Raw genomic sequence first — 10,905 nt, 5'->3', positions numbered from 1 at the left:
GCAAGGGAGGCCCCCCCCAGCACTTGTTTCATGCGGGAGCTGCCCGTCAGAACAGCGTCGCGGCGCCGCTGGCGAAGTCCGGGTTCTCCAGCTTCAGCAGCTCGGACTTGGCTTCCAAGCCTCCCAGGTAGCCGCCCAATGAACCATCGGTGCGCAGCACCCGATGGCAGGGCAGCACGATGGGAATCGGGTTGGTGGCGCAGGCTGAACCGACGGCCCGCACCGCCTTCGGCTTGCCGATCTGCTGCGCCAGCTGGGCGTAGCTCAGGGTATGCCCGTAATCGATATGACCCAGTTCCAGCTGCACCTGGCGGCGGAACTCGGTGGAGAGTTGCAAGTCCACCGGAAGATCGAAGCCATGCCGCTGGCCCGCGAAATACTCCTCCAGTTGCCGGGCGGCACCATCCAGGCTCGACTTGTCGCGCAGGATCCGCGGGCTGAGCTTTTCCGAGAGCACCTCCAGAATCCGGTCATGGCCTTCGGATTCAAAAGCGACCCGGACCAGCCCGGCATCGGTGCTGGCCAGCAGCAAGGCCCCCACGGGGCTATCGACCACGCGATAGGCAACATCAACAAGTTCCCGTGCACGGGCCCGTTCAACGAGCCGGTCCTGCAGCGAGTCGAGGACTTGCGCTTCAGCGGCCGTAGCCTGCTGCCAATAATTTTTTCCGTTCATGGCTGCTCCCGCCATAGTTCTTGGTCATCCATCCGGGCCCGCAGATTCTTGATCCCATCGGCGCCCGAACGCCGGGCGGCAGCTTCGGTGCCGGAAAGGATTCCGGCAATTTGCGCGTAGCTCATTCCGCCCAGGTAGCGGTAGGCCACCACCTGCCGCTGCTTGCCAGGAAGCTGGTTCACCTCATGCCACAGCTGCAGGTTTTCCAACTGCAGATCCGGCCGTTGGGCCGATGGGGCCAGGCTGTCCACGTCTTGGCCGATGAGGATTTCCGGCTTGTTCCTGCGCAACTCGTCAATGGCTTTGTTCCGGGCAATACGCACTAGCCATGCCAGGACATTGGCGTCCTCCGGCAGTTGCGGGTACGCCTTGAGCGCGGCAAGGAACGTTTCGGACCAGGCGTCTTGCGCGCGATGCTCATCAAGCAGGGCACGGCAAACGCGCAGGACGTTCAGTCCATAGTCCTGGACTATCCGCTCGAACGGTGCTTGCATGGCTCTCCTGGAATTCTTGCGCCTTCATGGCTTCTCACCATGTAAACGTACGAGGAGACCATTTTGTGAGGCGTGAACGAAAAAAATTTACTTCTCGCAGAGACCCCATGGATTCCTAGAATGCCACCAGATCCAATTCGCTGGCGATCTGCTCAAGGCGGATCAAGTCCAAGTGGAGCATTTCGCCATTTTCCACGCCTTGGGGATCCGTGGTTCCGGCCAATGCGTCGCGGATGGTGCGCATGGTGGCCCCATGGCTGACAATCATGACCTTGCGCCCGGCATGCCTGCTGGCCAAGTCCAGCAGCGCTGGCACCGCACGGCTCAAGATCTGGGCACGCGGCTCACGCAGGTCCTTGGCAGCAGCCGATTCCGCTTCGCTGACCTCGGCCATGATCCGGCCTTCCAGCGGGCCGAAGCCGCGTTCAATGAGTTCCGGAACAGCGTTCCCCGTCTCGGCCCCGATCTGCTGGGCAATCAGCGCGGCAGTTTCCCGGGCACGTTCCAAGGGTGAAGCAAGTACCAGCGACCAGTTCTGGCCGATCAGCTGGCGCCCGACCTCGCGAGCTTGTTCGCGCCCGGTATCGTTCAACGGGATATCGGTACGCCCCTGCAGGCGCCCTGCAAGGTTCCAATCGGTCTGCCCGTGTCGCACCAGTGCCAGCGAAGTATCCATGACTCCAGCCTAACCGGGGTAATAGGTATCGAAGAATCTCCGATAACAGCTCCAATACGCAACGTTACGACTCATAGTTGGGTCACGAACGGTCATGTTGCGAAGATTATTACACCATCCCGAGCGGCTGAGAGATCTGGTTCGATGACGCCGCAGCAACCTGCCACATCCGGTGGTTACGGTGCTACCGCCAGAAACGATGCAGCCGCCTACCCGTTGGACGACAGCAGGAAGCGACATTGATTCCGGGATTCCTGCCTCGATCGCGGTCCGCCCTGCGGAGCCCGCGAAACCCCAATCGACGAGGAGTCGTAAGCCACCATGGCAGATCACAAGTTTGGATTCCGCACCCGCGCATTGCATGCCGGAGGCACCCCCGATGCCGAGCATGGCTCACGCGCAGTGCCGATCTACCAGACCACTTCGTTCGTCTTCAAGGACGCTGACGATGCGGCCAACCTCTTTGCCCTGCAGAAGTACGGCAACATCTACTCGCGTATCGGCAACCCGACCGTAGCGGCTTTCGAAGAGCGCATGGCTTCGCTGGAAGGCGGCATCGGAGCGGTAGCCACCGGCTCGGGCATGGCCGCGGAATTCGTCACCTTCGCGGCCTTGGCCCAGGCAGGCGACCACATTGTGGCTTCCTCGAAGCTCTATGGCGGCACCATCACCCAGCTCGATGTCTCGCTGCGCCGCTTCGGCATCAACACCACTTTCATCGACTCCAATGATCCCGCCGACTTCGAAGCGGCGATCCAGGAAAATACCAAGGCCGTCTACACCGAGGTGGTGGCCAACCCGTCCGGCGACATCGCTGACCTGAAGGGCCTGGCCGAAGTGGCGCACCGCCACAATCTCCCGCTGGTAGTCGATTCGACGCTCACTCCCCCGTACATCCTGCGCCCTATCGAGCACGGCGCGGACATCGTGATCCACTCGGCCACCAAGTTCATCGGCGGGCACGGCACCACCCTGGGCGGCGTGGTCATCGAGTCGGGCAAGTTCAACTGGGGCAATGGCAAGTTCCCCACCATGACCGAACCGGTTGCCAGCTACGGCAACGTCTCCTGGTGGGACAACTTCGGCGAGTACGGCTTCCTGACCAAGCTGCGCAGCGAACAGCTGCGCGACTTCGGACCGGCTCTGCCGGCCCAGTCCGCATTCCAGCTGTTGCAGGGCCTGGAGACCTTGCCGCAGCGCATGGACAACCACCTGTCCAACGCGAAGCAGGTCGCTGCCTGGTTGCAGGCCGATGAGCGCGTGACCTACGTGAACTACGCCGGCCTGGAATCCCACCCGCAGCACGCGCAGGCCAAGGAGCTGCTGCCCATGGGCGTCGGCTCGGTCTTCAGCTTCGGAGTGAAGGGCGGGCGCGAAGCCGGCTCGAAGTTCATCGAAGCCCTGCAGCTGGCCAGCCACCTGGCCAACATCGGCGATGCCCGCACCCTGGTGCTGCACCCGGCCTCCACCACCCACCAGCAGCTGAGCGCCGAGCAGCTGGTCTCCGCTGGCGTGCCAGAAGATCTGATCCGCCTGTCGGTGGGACTGGAAGATGTCGAGGACATCCTCTGGGATCTGGACCAGGCGCTGGCCGCTTCGCAGGAAGCGATTGCCGGTTCCGCCGATGGGTTCGAGGCACCGGCCTATGACGGTTCCGCCTGCGCATTGCCAACCGCTTCGAAGGGAGCAATCTAATGACTGCCGTTGATACCGCTTGGGAAGGCCCGGGAGCCGCACAGCGCCTGGAGATCCTGCGCGACACCAAGTCCATCGCCATTGTCGGCGCCTCGAACAAGCCATCGCGCGCCAGCTATTTCGTGGCTACCTACCTGCTCTCCTCCTCCAAGTACAAGGTGTATTTCATCAACCCGGTACTCGATGAGATCCTGGGCCAGCCGGTGTACAAGTCGCTGGCCGATCTGCCGGAGACCCCGGATCTGGTGGAGGTTTTCCGCAAGCACGATGACCTGCCGACCGTGCTGGACGAGGCCCTGGCCGTAGGCGCGAAGACCATGTGGCTGCAGCTGGGATCCTGGCACGAGGAAGTGGCCCACCGGGCTGAAGCTGCCGGCATGAATGTGGTCATGGACCGCTGCGTGAAGATCGAGCACGCGCGCTTCCACGGCGGCCTGCGCCTGGCTGGATTCAACACCGGCGTGATTTCCTCCAAGCGCCAGGTACTCGCGTAGGAAGTCCAGGACTCCAAGAAATGGGTGCATGCAACGTTGCGTTGCATGCACCCATTTTTCTGCGGCAATTCCCCGGAAATGGCCGGTTTGGTCAACGACGCTGAACTTTTGGACGGAGCATTCCGAAGGAAGAACAAGACCTCTGCCGACCCATGGTCGACGCAATTGGCCCACGGCATGCCGTGGGTATGGCCCCGAAGTGCTCGACGCGTTCAATCACAGATCGAAAAATCTGCAAACCACAGCACTGCAACGCAAAGCCAAACGACCCAAACCCTAAAACAGGCAGGGAGAATCGAGTTCGATTCGCTACGAGCACGAACGAAAGAAAAAAATCCCGCCCGCACTGCCATATGAAAACTCAATTCCCTTGGCCCGAGAACATTCCAGCATCTCGCAATAGCATGGTGCCGCACCCTCGATGCTGCACGGAGTTGAAATTTCTCTGGGCGAGGATTCCCCCTGCGGCACCCAGCTAAAAGGCATCGGAGACAGTACTCTGGGTTGACGCACTATTCAGAATTCTCCGGAAGCAGAAGCCTCCCTGGAAGTGCGCCAATCGACTGGAGATACGAAGGAGCAGACAGTGGATGCAAATCGAAGAACCCTATGGTCCGTGGCCCTCGGGATGAGCTTGACTGCCTTGGTATGCAGCGGGATTGCCCTGTATTCGACGGGGGTCATCATGGATGAGAACAACCTGGACTCATGGCCTGCCCCGGCTCTTTGGGTGGTGGCGATTGTTGGCGTCGTGGGACTGCTGATTAGCTTGCCCGGCTGGTTTGCTACCAAGCAAACCAAAAAGGCTTCCTAGCTGTTGCTTCCCTTGTCCATAATAGGAGCGCTCTGCCGGACGGCCTAGTTCTTTTGACCAGTCATGTCTCCTGGCGGGGTTAGTTCCCGAAGTTCGGGATGTATGGTTCGCATAGCCCGTCGATCTGTTTGAACTCTTGCGGGTTCATTCCTTCCAACGCTTCCGGTCCGTCCGATTGACCGCTGGCCCAGTACCAGAAGGCTTCCTTGCTGATGGCCAGGTTGCGGGCTTCGCAGCTGCTGTACCAGCGCGCGGTCACGTCGCCTTCCACGTAGGTGGTGTATCCGAACAGCTTCCCGGTTTCATCGGTCGTCTTCGCCGCGGCGAAGATGATGTAAGGCCAGGATCCCAGGTCCCATCCGTCGCGTCCCCACCCTGGAACTTCGTACCACCCGGTGCCGGCCAGCGATTCCATCCAGTCATACCCTTCGCCGTACATATCGCGCTCGACAGTTGCCGGGACGGTAACGGTTTCGCGGCTGTCTTTGGTCGTGGTCTGCGTAGGTTTTTGCATCCTTTCGCTTCACGGAAAGAGGGGCAGGTTGCCAGCCTCCCGCCGAAGCCCTCCCCCGGTTGTTTTTTGCCTGCTGGCGAAATGAAATGAAGCGGGGCCAGCCGGAAACCCATCAACCCGTCAGGGGTGCGCAATCCACGAAAATCTCGGGCCGAAAGAAGCGACGAAGGAGCGCGGACCCGAGAATTTCTGGTGGAGCACGCCCGAAGCGCAGCGAGCGGCTTGTGGGTTTGTAGGTGGCCCGTACACTCCGAAGGACAGCAGCAAAAAACAGGAAAGACCGGACGAAGTCCGGGCTAACAGCCGGCCGTGCCAGCGGACGCCCGATACACTCTGGAGGCGAGCTTGCGAGTAGCCAGAGTGCTCATACCTTTGCGCCGGAAAGCGGCGGCTCTTATGCCTAGAGCTCCCAGGGCCCCTAATGCCAGATGGCTACGCCAAGTTCATCCCAGATCTGAAAGTTCGAGTTACTACTTCGCAAGTGCAGGCCAAGCGTGTTCGCAAAACGGCCTAGTTGATCTGTCCTGGAACATAGGTAACCGCGTCCTGGAGGAACAAGAACGCCAAGGATAGGGCAGTGCCGTGATCACACGCGTAGCTGAAGACCTCCGCCAAGAATTCCCGATATGGCCGGCCTGTCACGAAGTAATCAGCAGTACATGCGAGTGTTTGCAGCAGCTTGGCACCAGTGGGATCCAAATCTCCCACAGCCTGTGGGACATTTGCCTTGGGGTAATATCCGAGTCCTGCTCGACAAGAAGCTAGCTACCGAAGCACGAGAATGGTACGCCCCCGAAGCAATAAGACACGGGTGATCCCGAAACGTGCTGATGAACATGACCATGAGTAAGACCTGGAACGAACTGGAGCCGCGCAATCCAACTTCGAGCAGCATTTCCTCAGCAGATTTCGAACTTGTCATGCAAATAGCTAAGGAACACGTGGTGAACGCTTCCAGATTCTTTTGAGCAGAGCGCAGAACTGGTGATGGCCAGCAAAGAAATGCTAGCCACCACCAGTTCTGTTTTTAATAAGTTATTCCTGTTTGTCTTGAAGAGAAGTCGGCTTATTTTTAGGTAGCCTCTTGAGAATCAGCACACCGAAGATAACAATCGCTATCGTAGGCAATAGGGCGGGGATCAGGCCAGCTTGAACAAAATGCCAAAACAGCACTTGTAGGAACTCAGTTCCTTCATAGTTCATACTATGTCACCTCCTTAAATTTTCTAGTCAGCGACAGTATAAGCAGTCTTAGGTGTCACTTTCAGATAGAGATAAGTGGTTCCGCCTGATACCTCACCAGTCATTTTGAAGTTCCACTTGACGTATGCAGAGGCCGGAATGCGGCCGTCTGAACGGCTCTTCTCAATCTTGGTACTGATTGAAGAAGCTACACCGCCAAAGCCTTTAACGTTGCCGTTAGAGGCCTTTGAAATGGAACCATAGACTCCACCGCTAAACGTGTAGGTAGCGACGAATGAAGCGCTGTAGGTTGCCGTGGACTCGGAGACTCGGCAATTCTGATTTTGCTGATAGCCGGTACCAGTAGTAACGATGCATCCAGTGATCACTGCTGGTAGTGCGACTCCAGCTGGAGCCTCGAGCCCTTTTTCCAAGGCAATCAACCGATAGGAGTTATCAGCGTAAGTTCTGCGTTCATACGTGTTGGTTGAATCCTTCCAGGTGCTGATCTCTACGGGTTCGTTCACTGGATTAGCGCTGTCCAAAGGAACACCAGATAAAGCCTTCTTGGCTAGAGCATCTTGCTGTGCGGTAGGGACACCATCATTTTTGAGGTGTTCAACGATTTCTTTGTAGTCAGATGAACTTTCAGTAGACGCCGAAAATGCAGGAGAAGCTGCAAAAATGCTTCCCAGGGCAAGCGCACATCCAGCAATAGCCGCTGAGAGCTTCTGAGTACGTGTCGTCAAAGAGCTTCCTTACTCTCAAAGTAATTTTCCTTACAAGTACTAAAAGTAGAGTAAAAATCCTCTGGTCGCCATCCTCCAAAAGTATGGTTGACAAATTTTTTAGCAGCCGATTTTAGAAGGATCTCTGTCCTTTGAATCTTTTCCGGCCTAGTGCAACGCCACCGGAAACGGGGAGTGGATCAAGCCGACACTTAGCTATGCTAAGTCGATAGCTTGCTCCGTCGCGCAGCGTCTGGTTACCGGGATTGGCTGGAAGTCCATAGTGCAAACGTCCTTGTGCGCAGGCGGGTCTGACGTCTACGCGCAACTGGATATCCAGTTGCTATGCTTGCTGATCCTCAAACGCCCTGTGTGGTGCTCTAAAGCTTTAGAGTGTATCCACATGCAGGAAAGTTCCCTGGAAGCTGTTCTAACGTCACTGAGTCAATGAGATAGTCGGCTTCAGAAGTTAGCCGGCTACTGATCCAAATGGATCGTTTTCTGTTCCTGGTGGCACACGTGCAGCTGAACATCTGCACGGCCTGATCGCACGCGCTCAAGCGACCAAACTAATTCCCATCAAAGCTCTCGAGCAGAACGCACTTATTTCGGTCACACCTCTTACATCTTTGATAAACGAGGTCACAACGTCACGGTTTTCGCTACGGTTATACACCTTGGTGCCAGAGGGGCGGTGGTTGTCTTTGGGGGCTGAGAGGAGCCCTGGGCAGGAGTTTTTACTGCGACTATCTTGTGACGCAGTGAGGTACTGCTGTGGTGGGGCTTGTACTCGGTAGGACGTTAGAGGCTTGCTGTTCTTGTGGTTGCCTGGTGATGCTTACGTAGGAGCTATGAGCAGTGTGTGTAAGCGTCTACGAGATGAGTTCCAGCGTGTTTAGGTAGTGGGCGCTTCACGCTGAAGGAACTCACTAACGCTCGTACTGAATCTCTTTCGATCCGAGCACTCATAAGTGCTGCAAGCGTCTTGTATAGACGTTGCGGATATGGCAACTGGTTGGTGAGTGCAGGAAACGAAGCACCCCCTAGTGAAGAAAATGACGCAGCTAGGGATGGGATTCTTCACTAGGGGCGGTGCTTGGAAGTTTGCAGCTGGCCGGAGCCATGCGAGGTTTCCTTGACCATAGCCGGGGTCTTCCCTCGGTTCCCTCGGTACACCTCAATGGGGTCTTCGTTCTATTTCAGACAGGCCTCGGCGAATCTCACACACGGTTAATCTAATGGCGCTAGGTGCCCGTATCCCGGGCTTCGACGCGTCTGTCAACGGTATGGTGGAAATAGCCGACTAGGACGGCGATGTAGCACGAAACGATCCGGCTCGGTCGCATGTTGCAAGAATTTCCATAAGTATGCAACACAATGTGCGGCCAGATTCTTTCAAACTACCGGTGCTAGGCATGAGAACTGTTCCAGGACCCGGCTTGCTGAAAAATTTGAAGTCTTCAGGGCGTGGTGAACGATTACGCATCACGCTGGTGATTTAACCTAGATTCATGTGTGGTTCAGTCTCATGGCGACACCACGCACTGTTCGGATTGAGCGTTTCACCTCTCTCATCCGTGCGGGAACCCTGCATAATGGCTAGGTGCCCTATTGGGCACCTAGCCATTTGCATCTGCAAGCGGTGAACAGGCTGAGATTGACGTTCTGTGGACCAGAGTGGCCACACTTCAACGGTCTAAAACCAGCGATGAACAACCACGAGCAAGCGACGTTTACTTCTTGTTCAGCGACATCGCCACTGCGGCATATCCAGGCTTCGAGGCAGTTACCCAAACAGTCGATTTCTTACCAGCGTCCTTCTTGGTCACGGTCTAATTCGGCTGGGGGCCTCGCCGATAATTTTTCCCGAGCGCAGCCACTGATACGAAACTTTCACGTCCTTCGAGTTTCAGGTACCAGCGCTTACTTTGGGCTCCCTGCCAGTGGCTTTCTTGCCAGTAGTCGCAGGCTTCTTTACTACTTTCAGCTTCGCTGGAACGACCTTGCCAGTAGATGCGCTCGTGACAGTATTCGAGTTGCAACTCTCCTTCTAATACGTCACCGGTACAGTGATACGACCGTTCAGTTCATTTTTTGTCAGGGAAGTAGGTCTCGTCGGTAGCGCCTTTCATTTTCTGGCCGTTGTGCATCCACTGGTAGATCGCGCACTGCGAAGCAGAGGAAGATGTGGCTGCTTTAGCAATCAATTTATGACACCCCTGGATGGGTCCGACGATCGTTGGTTTCCCAACATAGAAGCTGCTGTAATTGTTGGTGACTGGCCGGGGCTAGCTGGGAGAGTGGTACTGGTTCTTCCGATCAGGTGTGACTCTTGAATCGTCTGACCCCTAGAGGCTGTCATTTCCGGGATCTGTCCGTCTGGCCGGACGCACCGGTATCGACCCGGCCCACCGCAATGGCTTGACGGGAAGCCTGCCTAACCCGCAGAGCCTAAGGAATCGCTCAGACCAGTGCCGGTATTTTGCAGGAGGAATCAGCCACTTGGCTGCGATGCTGTTGGCAGCTCCGCGAGCGGGCCCTACTTTGCGATTCGTTTTACCGAATCCCGGCAGATGAGCTCAGTGGAAAGCGTGATGCGCTCAGGGTCTGTCGCCGTGTTCTCGATCCGGGTCAGGAGCCTTCGGGCCGCCTGCACGCCAAGCTCATGCATTGGCTGGGCGATCATGCTCAGCGGCGGATTCATGACTTCTGCCCAGGGGTTGTCGTCGAACCCAATGAGCGAAATATCTTCGGGGATCCGCAGCCCTCGTTCGCGGATAGCTCTCAAAGCGCCGATCACGGCGTCCGATTCCGTGCAGAATACCGCCGTTGGAGCGGCGGGCAAATCGAACATGCGCAGCATTTCTTCCCGTGTATGCTCCGAAGTCTTCTCGCTGGTCATGACCAGCGCAGGATCGAAAAGGATGCCTTCGTCGTCCAGCGCATCCAGGTATCCTTCAAGACGCTCGGATTCGGTGAAGAGGTTATCCGAGGCGGCGTCAACGAGCTCGCGTCGCAGCGTCGGCCTGGAAAGGGTCGGAGGTCCCCAGACGAAGGCAATGCGCCGGTGGCCTGCTTGGATGAGGCTGCGGATGGCGTCCCTTGTGGCGGCGCGATTGTCGATGACCACTTCATCGAGCCCCAACCCCGGAAGGGCCCTGTCGACCAGGATCACCGGAATCCCCTGGTTCCGCGCCTGAGCGATATGCTCAGCGGCACCCAGGGTACGGGCCGCAGTGGAAATGATGATGCCGTCCACCCGTTTGTTGATCAATGCGTTGATGGCCGAAATTTCTTTCTCCCGCGATTCGTCGGTGCTGATCACCAGCGTGTCGATGGAATGGCTCCTAGCCGTATCGGCGATCCCCCGCAGCACCCCGGAGAAGAAGGAATTGCCGACATCGGCCACAATGACACCGAGGGTATGCGTCACCCCGGTGGACATGCTGCGCGCCAGCGCGTTGGTGCGGTACCCCAGATCTTCGGCGGCCTCCAGGACCTTAGCCTGCATTTGCGGACTCACATATCCGTAGCCGCCCAGGGTCCTTGCCGCCGTAGCCCGTCCGACGCCTGCCGCCTTGGCAACGTCGGAGATGGTCGGAGCCCCTGTCCTCATCTGCGGCATTTTCAGA

At 57.5% G+C, this 10,905-nt stretch carries 12 protein-coding genes and 1 riboswitch; of the genes, 4 read left to right on the top strand and 8 right to left on the bottom strand.

The window, feature by feature from the left end; genetic code table 11:
* Positions 1–46 precede the first annotated feature (46 nt).
* The 3 genes from ACNPM8_RS08720 to ACNPM8_RS08710 all read right to left on the bottom strand — a co-directional run bounded on the left by ACNPM8_RS08720 (position 47) and on the right by ACNPM8_RS08710 (position 1,846).
* Positions 47–676, bottom strand: coding sequence for a methylated-DNA--[protein]-cysteine S-methyltransferase (locus tag ACNPM8_RS08720; protein ID WP_388024596.1), 630 nt, complete (start codon positions 674–676; stop codon positions 47–49).
* Entirely contained in the window at positions 673–1,170 is a 498-nt protein-coding gene (locus ACNPM8_RS08715; RefSeq protein ID WP_332595234.1) for an RNA polymerase sigma factor, read from the bottom strand. Before ACNPM8_RS08715 ends, ACNPM8_RS08720 begins: the two co-directional genes overlap by 4 nt.
* 115 nt (positions 1,171–1,285) lie before the next feature.
* Positions 1,286–1,846 carry a histidine phosphatase family protein gene (locus ACNPM8_RS08710; protein ID WP_332595233.1) on the bottom strand — a complete coding sequence of 187 codons (561 nt, stop codon included), beginning with the start codon at positions 1,844–1,846 and terminating at the stop codon, positions 1,286–1,288.
* 111 nt (positions 1,847–1,957) lie between these two features.
* Positions 1,958–2,052: riboswitch (SAM riboswitch) on the top strand.
* A 115-nt stretch (positions 2,053–2,167) separates the two neighbouring features.
* On the opposite strand from ACNPM8_RS08710, the gene ACNPM8_RS08705 reads away from it, so the two are divergent.
* The 3 genes from ACNPM8_RS08705 to ACNPM8_RS08695 all read left to right on the top strand — a co-directional run bounded on the left by ACNPM8_RS08705 (position 2,168) and on the right by ACNPM8_RS08695 (position 4,849).
* Positions 2,168–3,541, top strand: coding sequence for an O-acetylhomoserine aminocarboxypropyltransferase/cysteine synthase family protein (locus tag ACNPM8_RS08705; RefSeq protein WP_448939685.1), 1,374 nt, complete (start codon positions 2,168–2,170; stop codon positions 3,539–3,541).
* Positions 3,541–4,035: a CoA-binding protein gene (locus ACNPM8_RS08700; protein WP_448939684.1), complete on the top strand. Its 495-nt coding sequence runs from the start codon at positions 3,541–3,543 to the stop codon at positions 4,033–4,035. Before ACNPM8_RS08705 ends, ACNPM8_RS08700 begins: the two co-directional genes overlap by 1 nt.
* Before the next feature lie 586 nt (positions 4,036–4,621).
* Positions 4,622–4,849 carry a hypothetical protein gene (locus tag ACNPM8_RS08695; RefSeq protein WP_448939683.1) on the top strand — a complete coding sequence of 76 codons (228 nt, stop codon included), beginning with the start codon at positions 4,622–4,624 and terminating at the stop codon, positions 4,847–4,849.
* A 79-nt stretch (positions 4,850–4,928) separates the two neighbouring features.
* Here ACNPM8_RS08695 and ACNPM8_RS08690 read toward each other — a convergent pair whose 3' ends face one another.
* Positions 4,929–5,363, bottom strand: coding sequence for a hypothetical protein (locus tag ACNPM8_RS08690; protein WP_448939682.1), 435 nt, complete (start codon positions 5,361–5,363; stop codon positions 4,929–4,931).
* Positions 5,364–5,989: 626 nt separating this feature from the next.
* On the opposite strand from ACNPM8_RS08690, the gene ACNPM8_RS08685 reads away from it, so the two are divergent.
* Positions 5,990–6,178 (top strand): DUF1016 N-terminal domain-containing protein, encoded by a 189-nt coding sequence (locus ACNPM8_RS08685; protein ID WP_448939681.1) that lies wholly within the window; start codon positions 5,990–5,992, stop codon positions 6,176–6,178.
* Between the two features lie 220 nt (positions 6,179–6,398).
* On the opposite strand, the gene ACNPM8_RS08680 is transcribed toward ACNPM8_RS08685, so the two are convergent.
* The 4 genes from ACNPM8_RS08680 to ACNPM8_RS08665 form a co-directional block, all read right to left on the bottom strand.
* On the bottom strand, positions 6,399–6,566 hold the full coding sequence (locus tag ACNPM8_RS08680; RefSeq protein ID WP_441665931.1) for a hypothetical protein: 168 nt from the start codon (positions 6,564–6,566) through the stop codon (positions 6,399–6,401).
* Positions 6,567–6,589: 23 nt separating this feature from the next.
* Complete coding sequence (locus tag ACNPM8_RS08675) at positions 6,590–7,294, bottom strand: hypothetical protein (protein WP_441665929.1); 705 nt, start codon at positions 7,292–7,294, stop codon at positions 6,590–6,592.
* 1,811 nt (positions 7,295–9,105) lie between these two features.
* Positions 9,106–9,315: a hypothetical protein gene (locus ACNPM8_RS08670; RefSeq protein ID WP_448939680.1), complete on the bottom strand. Its 210-nt coding sequence runs from the start codon at positions 9,313–9,315 to the stop codon at positions 9,106–9,108.
* A gap of 497 nt (positions 9,316–9,812) precedes the next feature.
* Positions 9,813–10,898, bottom strand: coding sequence for a LacI family DNA-binding transcriptional regulator (locus tag ACNPM8_RS08665; protein WP_448939679.1), 1,086 nt, complete (start codon positions 10,896–10,898; stop codon positions 9,813–9,815).
* Positions 10,899–10,905 lie beyond the last annotated feature (7 nt).

The sequence above is a fragment of the Glutamicibacter sp. AGC46 genome (assembly GCF_053543715.1).
This window is presented reverse-complemented; position numbering and strand designations above follow the sequence as displayed.

Bases quoted from the DNA above. Each gene is read 5' to 3' on its own strand.
- ACNPM8_RS08720 (WP_388024596.1), bottom strand. From the start codon at position 676: ATGAACGGAAAAAATTATTGGCAGCAGGCTACGGCCGCTGAAGCGCAA.
- ACNPM8_RS08715 (WP_332595234.1), bottom strand. From the start codon at position 1,170: ATGCAAGCACCGTTCGAGCGGATAGTCCAGGACTATGGACTGAACGTC.
- ACNPM8_RS08710 (WP_332595233.1), bottom strand. From the start codon at position 1,846: ATGGATACTTCGCTGGCACTGGTGCGACACGGGCAGACCGATTGGAAC.
- ACNPM8_RS08705 (WP_448939685.1), top strand. From the start codon at position 2,168: ATGGCAGATCACAAGTTTGGATTCCGCACCCGCGCATTGCATGCCGGA.
- ACNPM8_RS08700 (WP_448939684.1), top strand. From the start codon at position 3,541: ATGACTGCCGTTGATACCGCTTGGGAAGGCCCGGGAGCCGCACAGCGC.
- ACNPM8_RS08690 (WP_448939682.1), bottom strand. From the start codon at position 5,363: ATGCAAAAACCTACGCAGACCACGACCAAAGACAGCCGCGAAACCGTT.
- ACNPM8_RS08685 (WP_448939681.1), top strand. From the start codon at position 5,990: ATGGCCGGCCTGTCACGAAGTAATCAGCAGTACATGCGAGTGTTTGCA.
- ACNPM8_RS08680 (WP_441665931.1), bottom strand. From the start codon at position 6,566: ATGAACTATGAAGGAACTGAGTTCCTACAAGTGCTGTTTTGGCATTTT.
- ACNPM8_RS08665 (WP_448939679.1), bottom strand. From the start codon at position 10,898: ATGCCGCAGATGAGGACAGGGGCTCCGACCATCTCCGACGTTGCCAAG.